We start from the raw sequence: 22,957 nt of genomic DNA, 5'->3' as shown, positions 1-22,957 counted from the left end.
CTACCACCGTTTATTGAATTTAATTAGTTCTTGCTGTAGATCATAATCAGATCTTTGAGAAAAGTCTTCATGGGTCAACTCATTCAGGATTCGTGCTCTGTCTTTACGCAGTTCCCAATAGCTGTTGTAAAACCCTGATTTTACCCAGATTCTTATGACATGCTCTCCTTCGGTAAACTCATGACTTACTTCAGTAACATAGAAGAAGTTGCCGTCAAGCTGAGCTTTGAATCCAGGAAGACTCATCATGTCACCTCTTTGAGGAACATGTTGTATCCCATTAACTTTCATCATTGAGTGTTTGCCCTCCCTTCCTGAAAGATAGATATAACACTGCATCCCAGAGACAGTTTCAGCAGGTAGGTTTTCGTGATCTATCACAAGATCATGGTATATTTCATTGAGATATTTTTTATACCAATAACTTGTTAAACCAATCTGTTCCATCAACTCCTTCCCTGTTGGAACAGATTGACTGTCTTCTCTGAAATAATCATTTTTCAGTAAATGGCTAAGCAAAACATTGTAATCTTTCCCCCTTTGTATAAGCTGACTGGCTCGTGCTCGACTACTACAAATGTCAATTAGCATTTCTGGGGCTCGGTAACTATATTCAGACATAATTCATTGATTTTGTATTAAAAAATGGGGACAAAGTGGGGACAAAAAGGCCATTATTCACTATGTTAGCCAAAATAAAACACTGATAATCAATGTCAAAAAAATATGCGGTAAATTCGAATCCTGCCGCCCCGACCATAAAGCCGCAAGTTTTTAAAACTTGCGGCTTTTTTTGTTTTAGGCCGAGCCAAGCTATGCTTGAGGGAGAAACTAAAAACAAAAAAAAGCAAGACTGCTGACAAGCAAGATTTAGGCTTTATGGTATCATCACAAAGAGGCCTATCAGGATCATGAAATAATTCTACTCTCCATGGATTTAAAAAAACACCTCCTATTTTTTCTCATAAATAGACAACGGTAGATAAATTGCTGGTCTAAAATCATAAAATGGCTCTTTCCTAAAATTAGGAATCGCATATATTTATCTAAACTAAATACCATTTATGAGAAAACTCTCTACCCTCCTATTCCTAATTTCAATTTGCTTTTCACTTAATGCTCAAACCAATTTAGACAAAGCCAAAGAGCAATTGCACGAACTTAAAAATGGAGTTCTTCTAGTGCGATTATTTACTAATGATGCTAAGATATCTGGATTAGAAGCAGCTGGTAAAACAAGTGAAGCTAATAAAACTGCTCAGGCACAGCAGCGCGAAAACAAAGACATACTCTTATCCTTCTCACAAGTTTTTCAGTTTTGTCCGGTGTTTTTCTTTTATTCAGATGATTCCGAGTACATCCGAAATGGAAACTTTGATGGTAAAATATTTGACTCCTCTTTAACTTTAGTAGATCCTTCGGAAATAACAGGAACCGTATTTACCGCTGAATTTTCAGAAACTGAAAACCTAGGAATTGAAGGACTTATAATAATGGATGATCAACTTTTTCCTCTTGAAGCTCCATTTCCCTTTTATCAAAGAAAGTACACCGTTTTTGGCGTTGTAAGTCTCACCAAGTCTAGAATGGTTCATAGACTAAATAATAAACTTAGAGACACTTATAAGCTTTGGTTTCCAGAAGCAAAATAGCTTAGTGGGGAAGTGTTTATTCGACTAGACTTCTATTTTTTGAAAATAAAAATTTAGCTGCTGGATTGTTTCCAAACCTCCAGAAGAGCAAGGCTCCAAAGGCGTATGCCAATACGTCAAGCCAATCTGCATGAAAACTTGACGAGCTATATGGAAGAAAAACTTCAAAAATTAAGGCGTACCAAGCCACAAACAATATAATCATAGGAATGGTGAGAGTATATTGCAAATTGCGATAAGTAAACTGCTGTTGCACAAAAAGGCCAAAACCAAGCACTATTGGAGAGCAAAGCACATCATCCAAATAACTATGAACGTATGGAATAAAAATACCGCTGGCCTCTATTATTTGGTTTAGCACGAAGGTGAAAAGTGATACCCAGAATATTTTTGAAAAATAAGTCATTAGCCTACAGTTCCTGCAGCCAAATAAGCCACTGCTGTTACAATAGCAAAAAACACCACCTGTCCGGCTCGCACTACATACTTTCCCATTTTTAGCAAAATAGGGTCATTTTCATCAATTTCTATCAACGGGAACTTCATACCCGTTTCTACCTTCTCCTGCTCCTCTTTTTCAACTAGGTATTTTTCATTGAGAATACCACCGCAATGCTGACATATCTTTAGATTGCCATCGGTCCATTCTTTACAATGCTCACACTTTACCTCTTTCATCTTGGTGAAAATTACTTTAACAAAATTTAGGAGTACAAAATAAAATAAACCTCCGCTAAAGCCTTTGTATATTCGCACTTTAATTTTTTACGCATGACAAATCCCATAAAAGGCTTTTCGAAACTTTCTAAGCAAGGTAAAATTGAATGGATTGTAGATCAATACTTTCAAGATAAAGAAGGCGCAGTAGAACTTTTGCAAAGCTATTGGCATGATGACCAAAAGGTTCAAAAGCTTCACGATGAGTTTATTGAAAACACTGTTTCAAACTTTTATACTCCTTATGGTGTAGCTCCTAACTTTTTGATTGATGGCAAATTGTATGCTATTCCTTTTGCCATTGAAGAAAGCTCAGTAGTAGCGGCTGCCGCCAAAAGTGCTAGTTTTTGGCTAGAGCGTGGAGGGTTTAAAACCACCATTATTTCTACTACCAAAATTGGCCATGTACATTTTATGTATGATGATGATGTGGAAAAACTGAGAACCTTTATTGAAGAAATAAAAGACCGCTTTTATACAGACACCGCTAGCATCACTGCTAATATGCAAGCCCGTGGTGGTGGTATTTTAGATATAAAATTGGTAGACAAAAGTGACCAACTGGAAAATTACTTTCAGCTTGAAGCACGATTTGAAACCTGTGACTCGATGGGGGCGAATTTTATAAACTCTTGTCTGGAGCAGTTTGCACAAACCTTTACCGCAGCTATTGCTGATGATTCACGTTTTAGCGAAAGCGAAAAAGCCGTGCAGATAGTAATGTGTATACTTTCCAACTACACTCCTGAATGTGTGGTTCGTTCAGAGGTTTCATGCCCTATCGAGCAACTTACCGATGGCTCGGGAATTAGCCCTGAAGAGTTTGCTCAAAAGTTTAGTCGTGCCGTAAAGATTGCTGAGATAGAACCCTACCGTGCCACCACCCACAACAAGGGAATCATGAACGGAATTGATGCCGTAGTAATTGCCACAGGAAATGACTTTAGAGCAATCGAAGCAGCTTGTCACACCTATGCTTCACGCAATGGACAATACAGCAGCCTTACCCACTGTGAGGTAAAAGATGGAATTTTCCGCTTTTGGATTGATGCGCCCATGGCCCTCGGCACCGTTGGTGGGCTTACCACTCTTCATCCCATGGTTAAGTTTTCACTTGAACTATTAGGAAAACCTTCAGCTTACGAATTGATGTCAATTATTGCTAGTTCTGGCTTGGCGCAAAACTTTGCCGCACTTCGCGCATTGACAACTACCGGAATTCAAAAAGGACACATGAAAATGCACCTTTTGAATATTCTAAACCAATTGGAAGCGACCAATGAAGAAAAGGAAATCATTGTAGATCATTTTAAGCACAATACGGTTTCGCACAGTGCGGCAGTAAAAAAATTCTGTGAAGTACGCGGCATCAAAAGTCCTGAAGAGATAAAGAAAGCCTAGTATGAAATACTATGCTCATGGCAAGTTACTCCTTAGCGGAGAATATCTTGTACTAAAAGGAGCGCGGGCTTTGGCCATTCCAACACGCTATGGCCAAAGCTTGTCTTTTTCATCTGGAAGCGAAAATATTCGTTGGCAGAGTTTTGATTGTGAAAACAAACTTTGGTTTGAAGCTATTTTTGGTAAAAACCTGGATATAATAAGCACAAACGATACAGAGAGTGCCCAGTTTTTGCAAGGCATTCTTTTGAAAGCTGTAGAGCTAAAAAAGCAAAGCCTACCATGCGGAAAAGTAGAAATGCACCTGGAGTTCCCAAGAAATTGGGGGCTGGGTAGTAGCAGCACACTTACCCACCTTATTGCTCAATGGATTGAAATTGACCCTTATAAACTTTTCTTTTCTACCCAAAACGGTAGCGGGTATGACATAGCTTGTGCCACTTCTACAACTCCACTGGTTTATACTTTGAATGATGGAGTACCTCAGACCAAAACGGTTGATTTATCACCTGCATTTGAACGAGCTTTTTTCATCCATCTGAACAAAAAGCAAAACAGCAGACCTGCGGTAACTAATTTTCTAAAAAAGGATATTACTGATAATTTGATTTCAAGCATTTCAGATATTACTTATAAAATGATTTCAGTGCAACTTGAAGAAAGCCTGAAGCAACTAATGGATCATCATGAAGAAATTATGAGTAATATTCTTCAAACTCCCACTATCAAAGAAACTTTGTTCAAGGATTTTAATGGAAGTATTAAATCTCTTGGTGCCTGGGGTGGTGATTTTGTTATGGCCATTGGAGAAAATGCTCCCGAATATTTTAAAGCTAAAGGCTTCGAAACCATTATTCCTTGTGGTAAAATGATACTGAAATAAGCATTTTGCTAATTCTGTTCCGGTAAACGATTGATTTTTAATAAATTTAAGAGTCAGTACCTAAACCCGGAAAATGAAACAAAGATTACCCATCTTTCTTCTTTTAATTTTTAGCCTTTGCGCCTCCACACGGGCAGCGCACTTGGTGGGTGGCGAAATGAGCTACAAATGTTTGGGAAACAACTACTATGAAATCACACTTATTATTTATCGTGATTGCTTTTCATCTGGCGCCCCATTTGATCCAAATGCCGCCATAAGCGTGTATAAACAGAACGGTGTTTTATATGCAAACAACAGTGTGCCGTTTATGAACAATATTCAGCAACTCCCCAATGTTGCTCCTAACAACTGTACTACATTACCACAAACCGTATGCACGGAAAAAGGCTCTTATAAGGATACCCTTTACCTACCTCCTACTCCTGGGGGGTATATTATTTCACATCAGCGCTGCTGCCGAAATAATTCAATCACCAATATAAACAACACAGCATCTCAGTGGGGGTCCACCTTTACCACCAGTATTCCATCTATGGACACGAGCTGCAACACCAACCCAAAGTTTGTGAGCGACCCCCCGGTTGTTCTTTGCTTGAATGTAGATGTACGTTTAGACTTAAGTGCCACAGAGCCGGACGGAGACAGTATTTACTACGAACTATGTAATGTTTACAATGGTGGTTCAAATGCCAACGGAAACGTAGCTCCAAACCCTGCTGCCCCACCACCCTATACTCCTGTAGCTTTTATTGGTGGTTTTACAAGCAACAATCCTATTCCCGGCAACCCCGCTTTTAGCATCGATCATCAAACAGGGTTACTTACAGGAGCGCCCACACAAGTGGGGCAATATGTTTTTGCGATATGCGCACGTGAGTTTAGAAATGGAGTTTTAATAAGTACGAATAGCCGAGATTTTCAATTTAATGTATCACCGGACTGTCAAACAAACACTAGTAGAATCAGACATTCTAATGGAACAATTGTAGCTAATCCCTCCCCTCAAATTTCTAATAGTTCAGCCGTAACAATTTGTAGCGGTGGAACCATGAGTATCGGAAACGCAAGCACAAATGCCACTTCATTTTTTTGGGACTTTGGAGACCCTACTTCTCAAACTGATACAAGCAGAATGGGAACACCAACTTACACTTACCCCGACACTGGCACTTATGTGGTAATGCTTGTAGTAGAACCACACACTGCCTGCGCTGATACGGCTTATGCCAAAGTTGCCATCTATGATTTAGTGCAGACCCACTTCACGTACTCCGGTGAACTCTGTTTTGCACAGCATTCCATCGATTTTATTAATAATAGTAATTACTCACCAAATGCTAAGTTTTTATGGGATTTTGGTGGCAACACCAATCTAGGATTCACCGACACTACAGAACACCCTTCAAATGTCGTCTGGGATCAAATAGGTGCTTATTATGTACAACTTACAGTTGATGATTTTGGTTGCTCAGGCACTTATGGTGATACCTTATACGTATATCCCAATCCTATTGCTAACGAAATAATAGACAAAGTGGAGGCCTGTGTTCCTTATACCGTGCAGCTTTTTGATAGTAGCTATGTCTATGGTCATGCTCAGCACTTTTGGGATTTTGGTGATGGCTATTTGTCAAATGACTTAAATCCTACCCATACTTATACGACTCCCGGAGTATACACTGTTACCCACTCCATTCGCTCTGTGGTGGGATGCATGGATACTTCATGGTCTATCCGAAAAGATTACGTCACCGTTTTACCCGTTCCTAAGTCTAACATTGAAATAACTCCACGTGAGCAAAGTATTTATAACCCCGTTTTTAAAATTACCGGTTTATCTACCGACCACAATAAAACCTTGACTTTTTTACCTAATGATGCCGTAGTTGAAAATCTTACAGAGATGAGTTACATAGCAACCGATACAGGTACATTCCCCATAATACACGTGAGCTTCAATCAATTTGGGTGTACAGATACCATCATTGACTCATTTATTGTCAACAGTCCATTCAATCTTTTTATGCCCAATGCATTTACACCCGATGGTGATGGAATTAATGATTGGTTTTCCTATACAGTAACGGGAGTTACCAAAAGCAGAATAGAAATATATAACCGCTGGGGCGAAATAGTTTTTGAAAGTGAAGACCCTTACCGGAAATGGAATGGACGACTGCACAATGAAGGCCCCATGCTAACCCCTGGTATATATTCTTATGTAATAAATGTTATTGTAAAAAAAGGAGCCTACAAATTCACTAAAATGGGGGCAATTAATTTGGTGCGATAAATAGCCTGTTGGCAAAATAGAAAACTGCCATACACATAACTACACTCAAAAGAATATTTAGAGCAAGCATCGAATACCAGCCATCACGCATCAGCAGCCAATTTTCATAGCTAAAAGTAGAAAAGGTGCTAAACCCACCACAAAACCCAACTAACCAAAACAAGCTCCAGCCTTCGCTAATTTCTTTATCTCTTAAAGAAAATGAAAGCACCGCAGCCATCACTACGCAAGCACATACATTAGCGACAAGCGTGGCCAGCGGAAATTTTGCTCCGTAGCCCATGAATACTACTAATCGTGAAACCAGATAACGACTTACGCTACCCAATCCACCGCCAATAAATATTGCCAGAAGGCTTGCTAATTTCATGGTCGTAAAATTCGCTGATATAGTTTGAACATCAAAAAACCAATAAGACTTCCAAAGATAGCTCCACCCAAAATATCGCCTGGGTAATGTACTCCAAGATATACCCTGCTATAACTCACCAAAGCTGCCCAAATTAACAGTATACCTATCAAATATTTAAAATGAGGTTTAAGGAGAAGCCCCACCAAAACCGCTAAGCCAAAAGTATTGGAAGCATGAGATGAGATGAAACTATACTTACCTCCACAACTTCCTTTTACCAACCGAATTTGCTCAGCAAGGTTCTCTGCATGGCAAGGGCGCAAGCGCAAAAACTGCTCTTTGAACAGCTGAACACTACCCTGATCGGTAAAAACTACATTAAGAGCGACTGCTAATAAAGCAAACCACATGTGCTTGCCCTTTAGCTTTTTTACAATAAAAAATACCAGTAAGGCATAAAGAGGAATCCAAATGGCAACACCTGAAACAGTCAGCCAAAAAGGATCCCAAAACTCTGTACCCATATTATTAAAGTACAAAAGCAATTCACTATCCCATCGGATGAGTTTAGTCATCGTTTAGCGATTTCCAAATTTTGTCTTTAAGTTGATCTAGCCCCAAGCGTGAAACTGATGAAATAAACATCCAGTTAACGTTTTCAGGGAGCTCTTCCTTCAATAAAGTGCTCATTTCTTCACGAAGCTCATCATCCAGCATATCCGCCTTTGAAATAGCCAACAATCGCTCTTTATCCAAAAGCTCTGGATTATATTTTTCAAGCTCGTTTACCAAAATTTGGTACTGCCCAGCGATATCATCTGCATCGGCCGGAACCATAAAAAGCAAGATAGAGTTACGCTCAATATGCCTTAGGAAGCGGTGTCCCAAACCTTTACCTTCACTTGCTCCCTCAATAATCCCAGGAATATCCGCCATTACAAAACTGCGAAATCCTCTGTAGGAAACGATTCCTAAATTAGGCGTAAGCGTAGTAAAGGGATAATCTGCAATCTCAGGTTTTGCCGCAGAAACTGACGATAGTAAAGTTGACTTTCCAGCATTTGGAAATCCTACTAAACCAACATCAGCCAATACCTTAAGCTCCAGCACGCACCACATTTCTGTAGAAACTTCACCAGGCTGAGCAAAGCGGGGTGTTTGAAAGGTAGAAGACTTGAAGTGTACGTTTCCTAAACCTCCACGACCACCTTTCACCAGAATTTTCTCCTCACCATTTTCGGTGATTTCAAAAAGTATTTCTCCCGTTTCACCATCGCGGGCAACAGTACCCAAGGGCACATCTATTATTTCGTTTGCACCTTCTCGGCCACTTCGCTCACCACTAGAACCATTAGCTCCAGCTTCAGCTTTAATGTGTTTTCTAAACTTGAGGTGAAGCAATGTCCAAAACTGGTCATTACCGCGAAGTATCACATGACCTCCACGACCTCCATCTCCTCCATCAGGGCCACCTTTGGCGGTAAGCCTATCTCTATGAAGGTGAGATGAACCCGCTCCTCCTCTACCAGATTTGCAGTAAATTTTTACGTAATCAACAAAGTTTCCGGCCATTAGGCTTTTTCTATAGCATTTTCTATTCTACCAAACACTTCCTCGATAGTACCCAAGCCGTTTATCTCTTGAAACTTACCTTGCTTGCTGTAGTAGTCTTTAAGTACAGCGGTTTGGTCATTATATACTTTCAGGCGATTCTTAATCACCTCTTCATTCTGATCATCAGCACGACCGCTATCTTTCCCTCTTTCTAAAAGGCGGGAAATCAATTCTTCATCAGGAACTTCCAGAGCAATCATTCCAGAAATACTATCGTCATTGCTCTTCAACAGATCATCCAGTGCTTTGGCTTGCTCAGTAGTACGTGGAAATCCATCAAAAATAAAACCCTTGGCATCTTCATTCGCCTTCAGTTTATTATCAATCATACCGATAACTACTTCATCCGGCACCAATTTACCATCGTCCATAAGCAGTTTTGCTTCCTGACCTAAAGGCGTACCTGCCGCTATTTCAGAACGTAGAAGATCACCTGTGGATAGGTGGATGAGTTGAAATTTTTCTACGATATGTTGAGACTGCGTGCCTTTCCCTGCTCCGGGAGGGCCAAAGAGAACAATATTTAACATGCTAATTGAATTTTGACATTATAAATGGAAGCTTCCATTTAGAAAAAGCGCGAAAATACAAAATATAAAGCCGCTATTTTACCCCCTTTAAAATGCTCGTTTTGTTATTTTTGGCGCTCAATACTGAACGATGCAAAATATATATAGTGTGATTATGGCCGGTGGTATAGGAAGTAGATTCTGGCCGGTAAGCACCTCAAAACTCCCGAAGCAATTTCACGATATTCTGGGTACTGGCGAAACACTCATTCAGCAGACATATCGCAGGTTACGTAAGCTTTCCGACCCTGACAAAATATTGGTGGTAACGCATAAAAGTTACAAAGATTTGGTAATGGAACAGCTTCCAGAAATACCGGTAGCCAACATTATTTTGGAGCCTGCTCGCAGAAACACAGCACCTTGCATTACTTACGCTGCATATCGTATAAAATCTGAGGATCCAACAGCTACAATGTTGGTGGCACCTTCTGATCACCTCATTAGCAATGAAGATGAATTCACCAGAATTGCAACTTTGGCTTGCAATCAAGCTGAAGACACTAAGCAGCTTTTCACTTTAGGAATAAAGCCTCACAGGCCTGACACTGGATATGGATACATTCAATTTGTAGATCTTGATGAAGATCCTAAAAGCGAGGTGAAACGCGTCAAAACTTTTACAGAAAAGCCTGATGTCGCCATGGCTCAACAATTTTTGGAGAGTGGTGAATTTTTATGGAATAGCGGAATTTTTATTTGGTCCATCAATACTTATATGGATGAATTGAGCCAGAGTCTCCCAGATTTATACTCAGCTTTTGAGGCAGGACTCAGCAAATTTGGCACTGGTGAAGAAGAAGCATTTATTGAAGAAATTTATCCAGCCTGTGAAAATGAATCTATTGACTACGGGCTCATGGAAAAATCACATCATGTTTATGTGGTTCCTTCAGATTTTGGATGGAGCGATTTAGGAACTTGGGGTAGCTTGCATGAGCATGCCTCTCTTGACGAAAATCAAAATGCTCAAATAGGAAATCGAATTGTTACTTATGAAACAAAAAATACTTTAATACGTGTGCCTAAAAATAAAGTAGCCGTAGTACAAGGTCTTGAAGGATATGTAGTTGTGGACAACGAAGATGCTTTATTGATTTGTAAACTTGATCAAGAGCAGCACATTAAAACTTTTGTGAGCGACCTAAAGCTAAAGTTTGGTGACAAAATAACCTAGGACAAAGCTTCCTTGTAGCGAGATAATGCTCGCTCTCGAGCAAATTTATGCTCTACAATAGGTTCAGGATATTCAGGGGTGCTCCATTCGGGCACCCATTTTTTTACATATTCATTTTCAGGATCAAACTTTTTGAGCTGCAGCTCAGGATTGAACACTCTAAAATATGGTGCCGCATCTACTCCACAGCCAGCCGCCCACTGCCATCCGCCAATATTTGAAGCCTGATCATAATCTAAAAGCTTGACTGCAAAATAAGCCTCTCCCCAGCGCCAGTCTATAAGCAAATGTTTGGTTAAGAAACTAGCGACTACCATTCTCACACGATTATGCATAAAATCAGTTTCATTTAGCTCCCGCATACCCGCATCTACCAATGGGTAACCTGTTTTCCCTTCACACCATTTCTTAAAATGCTCTTCGTTATTCTCCCATTTTATGGCATCATACTTTTTCTTAAAAGCCTCGTTTACCGACTTGGGGAAATGATACAATATCATCTGATAAAAATCTCGCCAAATGAGCTCATTAAAAAATTTATCATTCTCCTTCCGCGCTAAGCGAGCAAGTTTTCTAATAGAAATAGTACCGAAACGTAAATGCAGGCTAAGTCTAGTTGTTCCCTTTTTAGCCGGGAAATCTCGATTTTCGTGATATGAACGAATCGTCTCTTTATCGAAGTTCCTATCAGGAAATTCTACATTACTTTTCTCAAAACTCAGATCACTTAATGAAATATTGTCAAAAGGCTCGCATTTATAAAAGTTTGAAATGTATTTTTTTACCGGATAAGATTTTAAGTAAAAAGGCTTTAGCTGTGATTTATACTTTTTCATGTATGGTGTAAACACCTCGTAAGGCGTTCCATCCTCTTTCATCACTTCCGACTTATCAAAAATCACCTGATCCTTAAAACCCTTGAAAACAATATCCTTAGACTTAAGAAACTCATAAACTGCTTTATCCCTTTCTTTGGCAGAAGGTTCATAATCTCTGTTGGTAAATACTTCCGCTACCGGGAACTCCGAAACCAGATCCTTGAAAATTTTTAGTGGGGAACCGTGTTTTACCAGTAATGATGTACCATGTTTTTCTTCTAGCGTCTTTTTGATAGACTTTACCTCTTGCCATATAAAATGTACACGGGCATCTTTCTTGTCGTCTAATTCATCGAGAATATCGGTATCAAAAATAAAAACAGGAAGTACTTTTAACCCCGAGGTCAAAGCGCGATAAAGACCTGCGTTATCATTTAACCGCAGATCTCTTCTAAACCAAAAAATACAGATTTTTTCCTCGCTCATTAAGACGTCTTAACGCCTTCTTTGGATTTGGCGTAGGTCATTTTTTTGATTTCAGTAGCTGTATAATAAGTGTCGAGTCCGTTTACAGCTACGTTTCCTATCTCTGTGTGATCCACAAATCCATCAGGATCTAACGCATCACCGTCCACCCAGCACTCTACAACTTCACCTACCACTAAGGTCGTTCCATTGGCCAAAATATCGTGTTTCTCTACAAATTTGAGTCCCATCTTTACACGACTACTCTCCACGTAAGGAGCCAAAAAGTTTGCATGATACGACTCGCGGAGACCTATTTCATGAAACTCGCTCATAGTTTCTGGAGATTTTACAGAAGCTTGATGTGCCTTTTCTACATAGCTCTTTTGAACTGAGTTTATTGTAAAAAAGCCGGTGTCGTATATATTCTCTAAAGTATGACGTGGTACAGTGGGCGATCTAAAAATAACACCAACCAGAGGAGGTGTACTTCCAATATGTGTTACCGAAAAAAACAAACCCAAATTGGCCGCACCTTTAACAGACCTAGTGCCTATAAGGTTTAAGCTTTTGAAACCACCTACAGAATTAAAAAAATTTCTACGAAAGGATTGATCCCATTTTATGAAATCTTTAGAACTGAAATACCTCAATACCATTATACTTTGATCTTAAAATTGTTGATACTTTATTTATGAAGAGCATCTCAATGAGGTTTAAAAAAAGCGAAGCAGCTATTAGCCGTTTACGAAGTATTCCTGATTGAGCCTCTACTAAATTGCCCTTTTCCCTGTTATAATCCAAGTGAATCAACGGAAAAAAACAACTATTTAATGCTAAACAAGAACTAGTCCATTCGGTTTATTCCTCTCCAGAATATTCAACAAAATTTCTTGGAGTTTCATACAAAGTAACTTTCAGGTCATGCTGAGAGTCAATTGAAGAACGGAGTCTTTTCCAAATTACCACTGCTATATTTTCAGCTGTAGGGTTTAAGCTTTTAAACTCATCAATCTGCTCATTCAGGTTTTTGTGGTCTAAATAGTCTTCCACCTTTTCGGTAATCAAATCCGCTAACCATTTCATATCTACTACAAAACCTGTTTCGTCATCAACTTTGCCAGTGACAGAAACAATCAACTCATAATTGTGACCATGATAAAATGGATTGTTACACCGCCCAAAAACTTGTTGGTTTTTCTGGTCATCCCAATCCGCTCTATGCAAACGATGGGCGGCATTGAAATGAGCTTTTCTGTTTACCGTTACCCTCATGCCTCGGCTACTTCTTCAGTAAAACGATCAAATATTATTTTAAACCACTCAGTATACTGAGTCGGGTTTTCTTCTATATCCTTTCTAACATCAGCGATGGACATCCATTTCCAGTCAGCAACCTCATCAGGATTTATATTTGGCTCGTCATCATAATGACCAACAAAAAGATGATCGAACTCGTGCTCAGTTAACCCTTGATCCAATACCGATTTATAAACAAAATCCAGCTTTTTCTCAATTGGACAGTCAAATCCCATTTCTTCCATCAATCTGCGGTGCGCCGCGGCTTCTACTTCTTCGCCCTTGCGGGGGTGGCTACAGCAGGTGTTGGTCCACAAGCCTCCTGAATGATACTTATGCAACGCTCGTTGATGGATCATTAATTCGCCTTTTGAGTTTAACACAAAAACTGAAAAAGCACGATGCAAAAGTCCTTTGCGATGTGCTTCCATTTTTTCCATCAGGCCAATTTCATTATCATTTTCATCTACTAGGATGACATTTTCTACCATCTGTAATGGGCTATTTTATAAAAGATTAAAACTATGCTTGAAATATGAACTCAGCAAAAGTCCGTATTTATTTCTGTTTGCAATCCGAACCCTTTGTTCTAAAATCGCATCAGCTGGCAAAGCTCTTATTTTTTGAAACAAACTGTAGTAATAAACGTAAGCAATGTACACACCAAACCTTGCTTTTTTTGGAAGCTTCAAAATTCCTTCATACCCAAGTTTGAAATCCTTCTCGATATCCGCTTCTATCTCTGCCTTCACAGAGTCATCAAAGGTCTTCATATCAATATTCGGAAAATAAACACGCCCTAAATCGTAATAGTCGGCATTCAAATCACGAAGGAAATTTATCTTTTGAAAGGCTGATCCAAGTTTCATGGCTTCATGACTCAAGGCTTCATACTGCTCTTGATCACCATAGCAAAATACTTTTAGGCACATCAGCCCAACAACCTCTGCACTTCCTAATATATATTCCTCATATTCCTCTCGTGAATAAGCCTCTATAGGATTTAGATCCATCTCCATACTCTTCAAAAAGGTATCAATCAAATCTCTATCTATTTGAAACTCGTTTACCGTTTTTTGAAAAGAATTAAGAATAGGATTTAAACTAATGCCACGAGAAATGGCATCATGGGTTTGATTTTTAAAATCATTTAGCAAATGTGCTTTGTCATGCTCATGAAAAGTGTCGACTATTTCATCAGCAAAACGAACAAAACCATATATCGCATATACATGCTGGCGCAGGGTTTTATCCAACAGCATAATGCCTAGGGAAAAGGAAGTACTATAGCTTTTGGTTACTATAACGCTCGATCGGTATGATACTTTGTCAAAAAGTGCTCTCATACCAATTCTTTAATATTTAAATCTTTAGCAATTTCACCAGCAACCACATGCCCCGAAATAATAGACGGAGGAACTCCTGGCCCTGGAACCGTTAATTGACCGGCATAGTATAAGTTTTCTACTTTATTACTTTTCATTGAAGGCTTCAATATAGCAGTTTGTTTTAGTGTATTTGCCAAACCATAGGCATTTCCCCTAAAGGCGTTATAATCATCTACGAAATTCGATTGCGCATAGGATTTCTTTACCACAATATTTTCTTTAATTCTTTCTCCTATGTGCTGCTCCAGACGATTTATCATGATTCCAAAATAACGTTCTCGAATTTCTTCATTATCCTCTAAACCAGGGGCAACAGGCATAAGTAAAAACATGTTTTCACAACCCTTGGGAGCTACTGAGTCATCCGTTTTGGATGGTGTACAAACGTAGAAAAGTGGCTTACTTGGCCATTGCGGATTCTCATAAATTTCAGCAGCATGTTCATCAAAGTTCTCATCAAAAAAGAGAGTATGATGTTTAATGTTTTCAACCCGCTTATTTACCCCTAAGTAAAACAACAAACTTGAAGGAGCCATTTTTCTACTTTTCCAATATTTTTCAGAATATTGACGATGCTCTTTGGGTAAAAGGTTTTGCTCTACATGATGATAATCTGCCGCTCCAACTATTACATCGGCTTCAAAATCGCCCTTATCTGTGCTTACTGAAACCGCTTTACCATTCGATACCTTTATGGATTTTACATTATGACCAAGCTTTATCTCAACGCCATTTTCTTCGGCTAAAGAAACCATTGCCTTTACAATCTGATGCATCCCTCCTATCGGGTACCAAGTGCCTAAAGCCATATCGGCATAGTTCATCAAACTGTATAATGCTGGAGTATTACTTGGAGTACCTCCCAAAAAAAGGATGGGAAACTCCATCAACTTTATAAGCTTTGAGTTGGTAAAAGACTTGGAAACATGCTTCCGCATCGACCTCAGGATGTTAAGTTGTAATAAACCTTTCAAAACCCGCGTATCTACATATTCAGTTATACTCCTACCCGGTTTATATACAAGGTCATTAATTCCCACTTGATACTTATAAGCAGCATCTTCAAGGAATTCCAGTAACTTCTTCCCACTTCCTTTCTCTATATTTTCAAATTGGCTGGCGAGCTTTGATAAATCAGCTTCCAGATCTAAAGCATCGTCTTTATCAAAATAAACTCTGTATGAAGGATCGAGCCTTACTAGGTCGTAATAGTCAGAAACCTTTTTTCCGAATTGCTCAAAATATTTTTCAAAAACATCCGGCATCCAATACCAACTGGGCCCCATATCAAAGGTATACCCATCAACAAAAAACGATCGAGCCCTACCACCGGGCTGATCGTTTTTTTCTAAAATTATTACATCAAATCCTTTTTTGGTAAGATTTGTTGCTGCAGAAAGACCAGCAAATCCTGATCCAATTACAATGGCCTTTCTCTTCATTCACATTTAATGTATTAGCGATAATCTTTTAATTTATCCTGCATCTTCTTTCTCGCCAGAAAGATTCTACTCTTTACAGTTCCCAATGGGATTGAAAGAATTTCCGAGATTTCCTCATACTTGTAACCATTGTAGTACATCATAAAGGTTTCAACGTATGTTTTTTCAATAGAGTTTATTTGCTCCATCATGTATTCTCTATCAACAATTGCATCTGTTTGAGCCACTTTCTCAGTTTGCCCTATGTTGATAAAATACTTGTTTTCCGTCTCGTCAACAAAGGTATTCTGATTTTTACTCTTTCTGTACGCATTGATGAAAGTGTTTTTCATAATGGTGTAAAGCCAACCTTTAATGTTTGTACCCTGTTGAAATTTATCACTATTACGAATGGCTTTGTAATAAGTTTCCTGAGTTAAATCGTTAGAGGCTTCAGCATCCTTAGTAAGCTTTAGAGCCAGTTGCTTCAAAAAACTTTGGTGACTTAAAATTAATGTTCCGAACTCTGACTTTGTCATTGTAGTATTGTTTAAGTGTTTTGTTTAATGAATCCTCGACAAAGTTAAACAAAAAATTCAAAAATCAAATTTTGAAAACATCTTTTTATAAGATTATTCTGATACTTTGATCGATATACAATCTTAACCAAACATCAATCCAACCAAGCAATATTCAATTTAGCAAAGCCTCCCGCAATTCCTCAACCCCTTTAAAAATAGATACCATGGGAGTTTCCACATCCGCCACCAAGTCCTGAACTTGCTTACCAGTAAGCAAAAAGCGGCTCCCCGTATTGTGGAAGTTCTCCCCGATTATCCCCATGTACTTAGATATCTCATCTATATGCGGATTAGTGGTAAATACCGAAATAAAATTCCGAATGCCAGTTTTTTCCGATACTTGCTTTAAATATTCGAATGGCACCGCTTGCCCTAAATAGATTACCCTATTTCCATTTATAATAAGATGATAATACAAATACAAAAGGCTAAGCTCATGTAGTTCATCAGCGGGTAAATACAAAATATAAGCACTGGAATTTGAATCCAATGAATGAGGAAAACTTTGATCTATTAATGCAAAAAGCTTCATTTTAAGCATATTGGATGCAAAATGCTCATGACTAACCTTCATAACCCCTATTTGCCATAATAGTCCTATCTCTTTTATGAAGGGACCTACCACTTCCATTAAAGTTTTTTCAGCGCCATAACTCACAATACACTTGGAAACCACTGCATCAAATGTATTTTCCTCATACATTAAAGTAGCCACTTTTAATGAGTTGATATAAGTTGTGAAATTGGACTCATACCTGCCACTGTTCATAACCGCCTCATTAATTTCCTCCTCGGTCATTTGCGCTATTTTACTAATCTTAACACCAGCCTTTATCAAAGCCGATGTGTTTAGTATTTTTTTAAGGTGCTCATCTACATAGTATCGGATATTGGTAGCAGTCCTGTGCGGCTCAATAAGTTTATATCTGCTTTCCCAAGCGCGTATAGTATGAGCTTTTATACCAGATAGATGCTCCAACTCTTTTATAGAATACTTACTCTGCATACCTCAAGTTAAAAATAAAATTTCATCTCGTTTAATTATTGTGCTAATATCTTAAACAAACTCAAAGAGACAAAACTATTAGTACTTTTGCCACCCAGAAATGAGTGATAGAAAGAAAGAAATAAACCGCAGGCGCACATTCGGGATTATATCTCACCCGGATGCCGGAAAAACAACCCTAACAGAAAAACTTCTGTTGTATGGTGGCGCTATTCAAGAAGCAGGAGCCGTAAAGTCAAATAAGATAAAGAAAGGTGCTACATCTGACTTTATGGAGATTGAGCGTCAGAGAGGAATCTCTGTAGCTACATCTGTTATGGGCTTTGAGTATAAAAACAAGAAAATAAACATTCTTGATACACCAGGTCACCAAGACTTTGCTGAAGACACCTATCGTACACTCACCGCTGTAGATAGTGTGATTGTGGTAATTGATGTTGCAAAGGGTGTAGAGGCCCAAACTGAGAAGCTTGTGGAAGTGTGTCGTATGAGAGACACTCCTATAATTGTGTTCATCAACAAGCTGGATCGCGAAGGTAAAGATGCTTACGACCTTCTCGATGAAGTTGAGGAAAAGCTTGGTCTAAACGTTTGCCCTCTAAGCTGGCCTATTGGTATGGGGCAAGATTTTAAGGGAGTATATAATATGTGGGAAAAAAACCTGCAGTTATATACTGAACAGAAAAAGCAAAAAATTGCAGACAGCGTAAGCATTGAAGATATAAGTACTCCAGAAATTGAAAAGTATATCGACAAAGAAGCTGCAGACACTTTGAGAGATGAAATTGAACTTATATCTGGAGTTTATCCCGATTTTGATAAACAGACCTACCTAGATGGCCAACTTTCTCCAGTTTTCTTTGGCTCTGCTCTTAACAATTTTGGAGTGCAAGAACTTCTTAATTGCTTTGTAGATATAGCTCCGGCTCCGCTTCCAAAAAAGGCCGAAGACCGCGTGGTGGACCCTATGGAAGATAAGTTTACTGGATTTGTCTTTAAGATTCATGCTAACATGGATCCGAAGCACAGAGATAGGCTGGCATTTCTAAAAATAGTTTCAGGAACGTTTGAAAGAAACACAAATTACCAGCACGTCCGTCAAGGTAAAAACCTAAAGTTCAGCAATCCTACGGCCTTTATGGCTAGTAAAAAGAGCGTGGTTGACCTAGCTTATCCAGGAGATATTGTCGGACTTCACGATAGTGGAAACTTTAGAATTGGAGATACACTTACAGAAGGAGAGAAATTAGAATTCAAAGGGATTCCAAGTTTTTCACCAGAGCATTTTCGATTTATCAACAATGCTGATCCGCTTAAAGCCAAACAACTCAACAAAGGCGTTGATCAATTGATGGACGAAGGAGTAGCTCAACTTTTTACTTTAGAGAGTAATGGGCGAAAGGTAATCGGAACCGTTGGTGCGCTGCAATATGAGGTAATTCAATACCGCCTTGAGCATGAATATAATGCTAAGTGTACTTATGAAAACTATCCTGCCCACAAAGCTTGCTGGATAGAATCATCTGATGACAAGCAGTTAGAAGAGTTTAGTAAACTAAAATATCGTTATTTGGCTAAAGATAAATTTGGCCGTTTGGTATTTCTTTCTGACTCGGCCTTTAGCCTAAATATGGCCCGCGAAAAATTTGACAAGATTAAATTTCACCTAAAATCAGAGTTCTGATAGGGCTTTGATAAGAGTTTCTGGAGAAAAGGGTTTTCTGAGCAGCTTCTGAACCATTTTAATGCTTCGAGCCCTTTTCAGGTCACTTTCATCATCGGTTGAACTTAACATATATATTACAGGCGGTTTTACCAACTTGGGATATACGCTCTTTATGCTAGTAAGAAAATCAAAGCCATTCATTTCTGGCATCAAAACATCTAGCAATATAACGTCTGGCAATTTATTGCCTTCATTTTTTGCATCATTAAGATAATCAATAGCCTCTCGAGCTCCTGAAAACTCAATCACCTCTTTCCCTATTGAGTAAATTTCGAGCAGCTTTTTATGAATAAACCGATCGGTATGGCTATCGTCAATTAGCATGACAAGGTTCACCTCTTCCAGATTCATATCTTATTCGGAATTTTGATAGAAAACAATGTTCCATCCCCTGGCTTAGAGTCTACGGCAATACTTCCTCCCATCTTATCCAAAGCCTCTTTTACAATGTATAATCCTATACCACTACCAGATCTGGTATCACTACTCTTAAAAAAGATTTGAAACACTTTATGCATGTGATCTTTTAATATTCCCACACCAAAATCTTCCACCTCTATTCTTACTTCGTCCAAGTCTGAAGTTATACCAACTCTAATTCGGGCACTTTCCTGATCTTCTTTCTTAAACTTTATTGCGTTGCTAATTAGCTGACTAAGAATAATTCTAATTCTATAAGGATCGCCTTTGAAAACATTTTGTTGGTCAATCTCGGTGTCAATTCTTGTGTCCACTGATCCAAGGTGACTTTTCACAATTTCCAAGACATCTTCCATCAAATCCTCAAAAGATAACTCCTCCATTATCTCCTTTTGCTTGGAGTTTTTGTAGTAATCTATGATATTAGAAACGAAAGTATCAAGCTCCTTTGTTGTTTGCTCTAACTTGTCAAAATAACCTATAGATAGCGGGTCAGTAACTTCATGACGCGCCACTCTAATCAATCCAAGCGCTGAGGCAACTGGAGCTCGCAAATCATGGGACGCGCTATATATAAAGCGACTAAGTTCATGATTAGATTTCTCTAGTTCTTCCACTTTTTTATCTAACGCCATGCGGGTGCTGTACAAATCATAGGCGTTGTCAATTGCTACCTTAATTTCAGGCTCACTCCAAGGTTTTGTAATATACCTGTGGATATGGCCTTTATTGATTGCATCAATGATATCGTTAACATCCGTATATCCTGTAACCAATATTCTTACAGGGTCTGGAAAAATTTGACGGATCGCATTAAAAAATTCCACACCAGTTGTAACTGGCATTCGCTGATCCGAAAAAATAACATGAGGTTTTACTGACTTTACTATTTCGAAAGCTTTCTCTGAAGTTATAGCTGTATGAACATCATACTCTCTTCTAAAGGCTGCTTTAAATGACTTGAGGTTGTTCTCCTCATCATCCAAGTAAAGAACTCGTATTTTTTGATTTGCTTCTCGTGATATCATTGAAATTCGTTTGGCTGGCGCAAGGGTAAAGTTATTATAAATTCCGTACCCTTTCCGAGCTCAGAGTTTACAGTCATTGTTCCTCCGTGTTTTTCAACAATTTTATAGACTATACTCATCCCTAAACCAGTACCTTCCCCCACATCTTTGGTGGTAAAAAATGGGTCAAATATTTTCTTTTTTGTGGCCTCATCCATCCCTATTCCATTATCAATTAGATGGACACTCACCATACTTTTGTTCATTTGAGTCTTCAAAGTAAGTGTTGGAGCCTCATCTTCCTCATAGTTTTTATGAGATACCGCATAGATTCCATTATTCAGGATATTCATAAATACTTGGTTCAACTTTCCTGGATAACAATCTATCTTGGGAAGGTTTTCATCAAAATCCTTTACCACCTTTATACCCTCTTTAATTTTACTTTGCAAGAGTACAATTGTACTGGATAAACCTTCATGTAAATCGGCTGGCTTTACCACATCTTCATCTAGTCGACTAAAGTTTTTCAAACCTCTTACAATTTCTGAAGTTCGATTGGCGCCATCAGAAATACCTTGAACTAAAGATTCGATTTCTTCTTTGATGTAATCGTAATCAATCTCTTCTTTTAGCTCATGGGCTTTTTTCAAAGCATCGGCCATTCCCTCCTCTTCTATAGCTGTGTACGCATCTACTAGCTCGTATACGTCAACCAAATCACGCTTGAGCGGCTTTATATTTGAAGTAACAAAATTTATAGGGTTATTGATCTCATGTGCAATACCAGCTGTAAGCTGACCAAGAGAAGCCATTTTCTCCGCATCTACGAGCTGAGTTTGCGTATCCTTAAGGTTTGACAAAGTAACTGTAAGCTCTTCATTAGCCTCTTGCAACTCTAGAGTTCGTTCATTTACCCGCTGCTCCAAAAGCACGTTTTGCTCTCTAATAATTTTTTCGTTCTCCCTTAATGCTCTCAAAGCTTCTGCCTGTGAAGCTTCTTTTTCTTCGCGCAACACATTTATCCTATTAGCCAAAGCTAATGACAGCAATACTATTTCAAATGATGAACCATAAATTACAGATGATTTGGTAAACTCATTGTAAGGCAGAATTCCATAATCTTTCAACACCAGAATAATAATGCTTCCCAAAAAGAAGGAGTATGCAAATAGAAAAAATTTAGCAGGCATATACCCTTTTCTACTTACCGCAATAGCTGCAATCAATGCTACAATAGCACCCACGCCAGCTATTAAATTAATGGCTTGATAAGCTTCCAGTTCATAACCCGTAAGCACCATTATGGTGATAACCCCATATAGCACAATAAAAGACACGAAAAATTTATGCAGAATCGGCACATACTCTTTCGTTTTAATAAAACTAATCACAAAAATCGCTGTGAATAATCCAGACAATATTCCAAACAAATACACGGCATTCTCCACCAGCCAATCATTATTTGGCCATAGGTAAATTGTTGTAAACCCCATCAAAGTTCCCTGCGCTAAGCCCACAGAGGCGATATACAATATGTAGTATAGAAAATTTATATCACGAACTGAGATAAACAAAAACAGGTTATAGAGAATCATGACTAGAATAATTCCAAAGTACAGACCCGTTTTAATGTGAGACTCCAGTCTTCTGCTATAAAAAGAATCCATTGAGCGTACGGTGATAGGAACTATGATTTGCTTTTTACTTTTTACCTTAAAGTAAAAATCCAGTTGAGCATTTTCTAAAGATTGAAATGGGAAACCCAAAACAGGGTTTTTTACCTCCCACTCTCTTACTGGAACCTGCTGCCCAGCCACACTGTGCGCTACTAAATCATCTCCTTGAAACAAGAAAAACTCAACCGTATCCAAAGACTGATTTTCAATTTCAAACAAAGCTTCACATTCTGTTAAACTCCTCAGTTTGCCTTTCAGCCAAATGGTAGACTCCGTTACACCAAAGTTGGGTACATCTTGAGAAATCTTTTTAAATTCAACCCGCTCTAAATCTTTAACAGCAAGGCTTTTATCCGTTTTATAATACTCAAGTTGGTTTCCAAAATATTCGTTATTTTCAGAATTACAATCGTATGTAATTTCTTGACCGAAGCCTTTTAAAGAAGTAATAATTAAAAGTAGGGCCAGTATATATTTTCTCATTCA

At 38.6% G+C, this 22,957-nt stretch carries 24 protein-coding genes; 6 read left to right on the top strand and 18 right to left on the bottom strand.

Annotation, left to right across the window (positions count from 1 at the left end; translation table 11 throughout):
* Nucleotides 1-621: a hypothetical protein gene (locus OWEHO_RS17575; protein ID WP_014203854.1), complete on the bottom strand. Its 621-nt coding sequence runs from the start codon at nt 619-621 to the stop codon at nt 1-3.
* Between the two features lie 443 nt (nt 622-1,064).
* On the opposite strand from OWEHO_RS17575, the gene OWEHO_RS17570 reads away from it, so the two are divergent.
* Entirely contained in the window at nt 1,065-1,652 is a 588-nt protein-coding gene (locus OWEHO_RS17570) for a nucleoside/nucleotide kinase family protein (RefSeq protein ID WP_014203852.1), read from the top strand.
* A 16-nt stretch (nt 1,653-1,668) separates the two neighbouring features.
* Here the strand turns inward: OWEHO_RS17570 and OWEHO_RS17565 are convergent, their stop codons facing one another.
* Entirely contained in the window at nt 1,669-2,058 is a 390-nt protein-coding gene (locus OWEHO_RS17565) for a hypothetical protein (protein ID WP_014203851.1), read from the bottom strand.
* Entirely contained in the window at nt 2,058-2,330 is a 273-nt protein-coding gene (locus OWEHO_RS17560) for a hypothetical protein (protein ID WP_143764659.1), read from the bottom strand. Before OWEHO_RS17560 ends, OWEHO_RS17565 begins: the two co-directional genes overlap by 1 nt.
* Nucleotides 2,331-2,423: 93 nt before the next feature.
* On the opposite strand from OWEHO_RS17560, the gene OWEHO_RS17555 reads away from it, so the two are divergent.
* The 3 genes from OWEHO_RS17555 (at nt 2,424) to OWEHO_RS17545 (ending at nt 6,949) form a co-directional block, all read left to right on the top strand.
* The gene (locus OWEHO_RS17555) at nt 2,424-3,770 is read left to right on the top strand and encodes a hydroxymethylglutaryl-CoA reductase, degradative (RefSeq protein WP_014203849.1); all 1,347 of its coding nucleotides are present in this window, start codon (nt 2,424-2,426) and stop codon (nt 3,768-3,770) included.
* Nucleotide 3,771: 1 nt separating this feature from the next.
* Nucleotides 3,772-4,653, top strand: coding sequence for a GYDIA family GHMP kinase (locus OWEHO_RS17550; protein WP_014203848.1), 882 nt, complete (start codon nt 3,772-3,774; stop codon nt 4,651-4,653).
* A gap of 73 nt (nt 4,654-4,726) precedes the next feature.
* Nucleotides 4,727-6,949, top strand: a complete 2,223-nt coding sequence (locus OWEHO_RS17545; protein WP_014203847.1) for a PKD domain-containing protein — start codon at nt 4,727-4,729, stop codon at nt 6,947-6,949.
* Here the strand turns inward: OWEHO_RS17545 and crcB are convergent.
* Genes crcB through OWEHO_RS17525 form a run of 4 tightly spaced genes read right to left on the bottom strand, consistent with a single transcriptional unit; the run spans nt 6,933 to nt 9,445 of the window.
* The gene (gene crcB, locus OWEHO_RS17540) at nt 6,933-7,319 is read right to left on the bottom strand and encodes a fluoride efflux transporter CrcB (protein ID WP_014203846.1); all 387 of its coding nucleotides are present in this window, start codon (nt 7,317-7,319) and stop codon (nt 6,933-6,935) included. The genes OWEHO_RS17545 and crcB overlap by 17 nt on opposite strands.
* Entirely contained in the window at nt 7,316-7,876 is a 561-nt protein-coding gene (locus OWEHO_RS17535; protein ID WP_014203845.1) for a phosphatase PAP2 family protein, read from the bottom strand. The genes crcB and OWEHO_RS17535 overlap by 4 nt, the downstream gene beginning before the upstream one ends.
* Entirely contained in the window at nt 7,869-8,873 is a 1,005-nt protein-coding gene (obgE, locus tag OWEHO_RS17530; RefSeq protein ID WP_014203844.1) for a GTPase ObgE, read from the bottom strand. Before obgE ends, OWEHO_RS17535 begins: the two co-directional genes overlap by 8 nt.
* Complete coding sequence (locus tag OWEHO_RS17525) at nt 8,873-9,445, bottom strand: adenylate kinase (protein ID WP_014203843.1); 573 nt, start codon at nt 9,443-9,445, stop codon at nt 8,873-8,875. The genes obgE and OWEHO_RS17525 overlap by 1 nt, the downstream gene beginning before the upstream one ends.
* A gap of 130 nt (nt 9,446-9,575) precedes the next feature.
* Here OWEHO_RS17525 and OWEHO_RS17520 point away from each other — a divergent pair, with 130 nt between their 5' ends.
* Nucleotides 9,576-10,661, top strand: coding sequence for a mannose-1-phosphate guanylyltransferase (locus OWEHO_RS17520; RefSeq protein WP_014203842.1), 1,086 nt, complete (start codon nt 9,576-9,578; stop codon nt 10,659-10,661).
* Here the strand turns inward: OWEHO_RS17520 and OWEHO_RS17515 are convergent.
* The 8 genes from OWEHO_RS17515 to OWEHO_RS17480 form a co-directional block, all read right to left on the bottom strand.
* Complete coding sequence (locus OWEHO_RS17515; protein WP_014203841.1) at nt 10,658-11,965, bottom strand: cryptochrome/photolyase family protein; 1,308 nt, start codon at nt 11,963-11,965, stop codon at nt 10,658-10,660. The two genes, OWEHO_RS17520 and OWEHO_RS17515, sit on opposite strands and share 4 nt — an antisense overlap.
* On the bottom strand, nt 11,965-12,603 hold the full coding sequence (locus tag OWEHO_RS17510; protein ID WP_014203840.1) for a flavin reductase family protein: 639 nt from the start codon (nt 12,601-12,603) through the stop codon (nt 11,965-11,967). Before OWEHO_RS17510 ends, OWEHO_RS17515 begins: the two co-directional genes overlap by 1 nt.
* A 202-nt stretch (nt 12,604-12,805) precedes the next feature.
* Complete coding sequence (locus tag OWEHO_RS17505) at nt 12,806-13,219, bottom strand: 6-pyruvoyl trahydropterin synthase family protein (protein WP_014203839.1); 414 nt, start codon at nt 13,217-13,219, stop codon at nt 12,806-12,808.
* Nucleotides 13,216-13,734 carry an isopentenyl-diphosphate Delta-isomerase gene (idi, locus tag OWEHO_RS17500; protein WP_014203838.1) on the bottom strand — a complete coding sequence of 173 codons (519 nt, stop codon included), beginning with the start codon at nt 13,732-13,734 and terminating at the stop codon, nt 13,216-13,218. Before idi ends, OWEHO_RS17505 begins: the two co-directional genes overlap by 4 nt.
* 15 nt (nt 13,735-13,749) lie before the next feature.
* Nucleotides 13,750-14,589, bottom strand: coding sequence for a phytoene/squalene synthase family protein (locus OWEHO_RS17495; RefSeq protein WP_014203837.1), 840 nt, complete (start codon nt 14,587-14,589; stop codon nt 13,750-13,752).
* On the bottom strand, nt 14,586-16,073 hold the full coding sequence (locus tag OWEHO_RS17490) for a phytoene desaturase family protein (RefSeq protein WP_014203836.1): 1,488 nt from the start codon (nt 16,071-16,073) through the stop codon (nt 14,586-14,588). Before OWEHO_RS17490 ends, OWEHO_RS17495 begins: the two co-directional genes overlap by 4 nt.
* 14 nt (nt 16,074-16,087) lie before the next feature.
* Nucleotides 16,088-16,591, bottom strand: a complete 504-nt coding sequence (locus OWEHO_RS17485; protein ID WP_014203835.1) for a sigma-70 family RNA polymerase sigma factor — start codon at nt 16,589-16,591, stop codon at nt 16,088-16,090.
* Between the two features lie 154 nt (nt 16,592-16,745).
* Nucleotides 16,746-17,639 (bottom strand): MerR family transcriptional regulator, encoded by an 894-nt coding sequence (locus OWEHO_RS17480; RefSeq protein ID WP_014203834.1) that lies wholly within the window; start codon nt 17,637-17,639, stop codon nt 16,746-16,748.
* A 100-nt stretch (nt 17,640-17,739) separates the two neighbouring features.
* On the opposite strand from OWEHO_RS17480, the gene OWEHO_RS17475 reads away from it, so the two are divergent.
* Nucleotides 17,740-19,323, top strand: a complete 1,584-nt coding sequence (locus OWEHO_RS17475) for a peptide chain release factor 3 (protein ID WP_014203833.1) — start codon at nt 17,740-17,742, stop codon at nt 19,321-19,323.
* Here OWEHO_RS17475 and OWEHO_RS17470 read toward each other — a convergent pair.
* Genes OWEHO_RS17470 through OWEHO_RS17460 form a run of 3 tightly spaced genes read right to left on the bottom strand, consistent with a single transcriptional unit; the run spans nt 19,312 to nt 22,954 of the window.
* Nucleotides 19,312-19,716: a response regulator gene (locus tag OWEHO_RS17470; RefSeq protein ID WP_014203832.1), complete on the bottom strand. Its 405-nt coding sequence runs from the start codon at nt 19,714-19,716 to the stop codon at nt 19,312-19,314. The genes OWEHO_RS17475 and OWEHO_RS17470 overlap by 12 nt on opposite strands.
* Entirely contained in the window at nt 19,713-20,813 is a 1,101-nt protein-coding gene (locus OWEHO_RS17465) for a hybrid sensor histidine kinase/response regulator (RefSeq protein ID WP_014203831.1), read from the bottom strand. The genes OWEHO_RS17470 and OWEHO_RS17465 overlap by 4 nt, the downstream gene beginning before the upstream one ends.
* Nucleotides 20,810-22,954 (bottom strand): sensor histidine kinase, encoded by a 2,145-nt coding sequence (locus OWEHO_RS17460; protein WP_014203830.1) that lies wholly within the window; start codon nt 22,952-22,954, stop codon nt 20,810-20,812. Before OWEHO_RS17460 ends, OWEHO_RS17465 begins: the two co-directional genes overlap by 4 nt.
* Nucleotides 22,955-22,957: the final 3 nt, after the last annotated feature.

The sequence above is a fragment of the Owenweeksia hongkongensis DSM 17368 genome, from assembly GCF_000236705.1.
GTDB classification, from domain to species: Bacteria; Bacteroidota; Bacteroidia; order Flavobacteriales; family Schleiferiaceae; genus Owenweeksia; species Owenweeksia hongkongensis.
The sequence above is the reverse complement of the archived record's forward strand: the minus strand, read 5'-3'. Positions and strand labels throughout refer to the sequence as shown.

Coding starts and splice junctions, on each gene's coding strand:
- OWEHO_RS17525 (WP_014203843.1), bottom strand. CDS start 9,445: ATGTTAAATATTGTTCTCTTTGGCCCTCCCGGAGCAGGGAAAGGCACG.
- OWEHO_RS17485 (WP_014203835.1), bottom strand. CDS start 16,591: ATGACAAAGTCAGAGTTCGGAACATTAATTTTAAGTCACCAAAGTTTT.
- OWEHO_RS17470 (WP_014203832.1), bottom strand. CDS start 19,716: ATGAATCTGGAAGAGGTGAACCTTGTCATGCTAATTGACGATAGCCAT.
- OWEHO_RS17565 (WP_014203851.1), bottom strand. CDS start 2,058: ATGACTTATTTTTCAAAAATATTCTGGGTATCACTTTTCACCTTCGTG.
- OWEHO_RS17550 (WP_014203848.1), top strand. CDS start 3,772: ATGAAATACTATGCTCATGGCAAGTTACTCCTTAGCGGAGAATATCTT.
- OWEHO_RS17490 (WP_014203836.1), bottom strand. CDS start 16,073: ATGAAGAGAAAGGCCATTGTAATTGGATCAGGATTTGCTGGTCTTTCT.
- OWEHO_RS17460 (WP_014203830.1), bottom strand. CDS start 22,954: ATGAGAAAATATATACTGGCCCTACTTTTAATTATTACTTCTTTAAAA.
- OWEHO_RS17465 (WP_014203831.1), bottom strand. CDS start 20,813: ATGATATCACGAGAAGCAAATCAAAAAATACGAGTTCTTTACTTGGAT.
- crcB (WP_014203846.1), bottom strand. CDS start 7,319: ATGAAATTAGCAAGCCTTCTGGCAATATTTATTGGCGGTGGATTGGGT.
- OWEHO_RS17560 (WP_143764659.1), bottom strand. CDS start 2,330: ATGAAAGAGGTAAAGTGTGAGCATTGTAAAGAATGGACCGATGGCAAT.
- OWEHO_RS17510 (WP_014203840.1), bottom strand. CDS start 12,603: ATGGTATTGAGGTATTTCAGTTCTAAAGATTTCATAAAATGGGATCAA.
- idi (WP_014203838.1), bottom strand. CDS start 13,734: ATGGTAGAAAATGTCATCCTAGTAGATGAAAATGATAATGAAATTGGC.
- OWEHO_RS17505 (WP_014203839.1), bottom strand. CDS start 13,219: ATGAGGGTAACGGTAAACAGAAAAGCTCATTTCAATGCCGCCCATCGT.
- OWEHO_RS17515 (WP_014203841.1), bottom strand. CDS start 11,965: ATGAGCGAGGAAAAAATCTGTATTTTTTGGTTTAGAAGAGATCTGCGG.
- obgE (WP_014203844.1), bottom strand. CDS start 8,873: ATGGCCGGAAACTTTGTTGATTACGTAAAAATTTACTGCAAATCTGGT.
- OWEHO_RS17570 (WP_014203852.1), top strand. CDS start 1,065: ATGAGAAAACTCTCTACCCTCCTATTCCTAATTTCAATTTGCTTTTCA.
- OWEHO_RS17480 (WP_014203834.1), bottom strand. CDS start 17,639: ATGCAGAGTAAGTATTCTATAAAAGAGTTGGAGCATCTATCTGGTATA.
- OWEHO_RS17520 (WP_014203842.1), top strand. CDS start 9,576: ATGCAAAATATATATAGTGTGATTATGGCCGGTGGTATAGGAAGTAGA.
- OWEHO_RS17545 (WP_014203847.1), top strand. CDS start 4,727: ATGAAACAAAGATTACCCATCTTTCTTCTTTTAATTTTTAGCCTTTGC.
- OWEHO_RS17575 (WP_014203854.1), bottom strand. CDS start 621: ATGTCTGAATATAGTTACCGAGCCCCAGAAATGCTAATTGACATTTGT.
- OWEHO_RS17495 (WP_014203837.1), bottom strand. CDS start 14,589: ATGAGAGCACTTTTTGACAAAGTATCATACCGATCGAGCGTTATAGTA.
- OWEHO_RS17555 (WP_014203849.1), top strand. CDS start 2,424: ATGACAAATCCCATAAAAGGCTTTTCGAAACTTTCTAAGCAAGGTAAA.
- OWEHO_RS17535 (WP_014203845.1), bottom strand. CDS start 7,876: ATGACTAAACTCATCCGATGGGATAGTGAATTGCTTTTGTACTTTAAT.
- OWEHO_RS17475 (WP_014203833.1), top strand. CDS start 17,740: ATGAGTGATAGAAAGAAAGAAATAAACCGCAGGCGCACATTCGGGATT.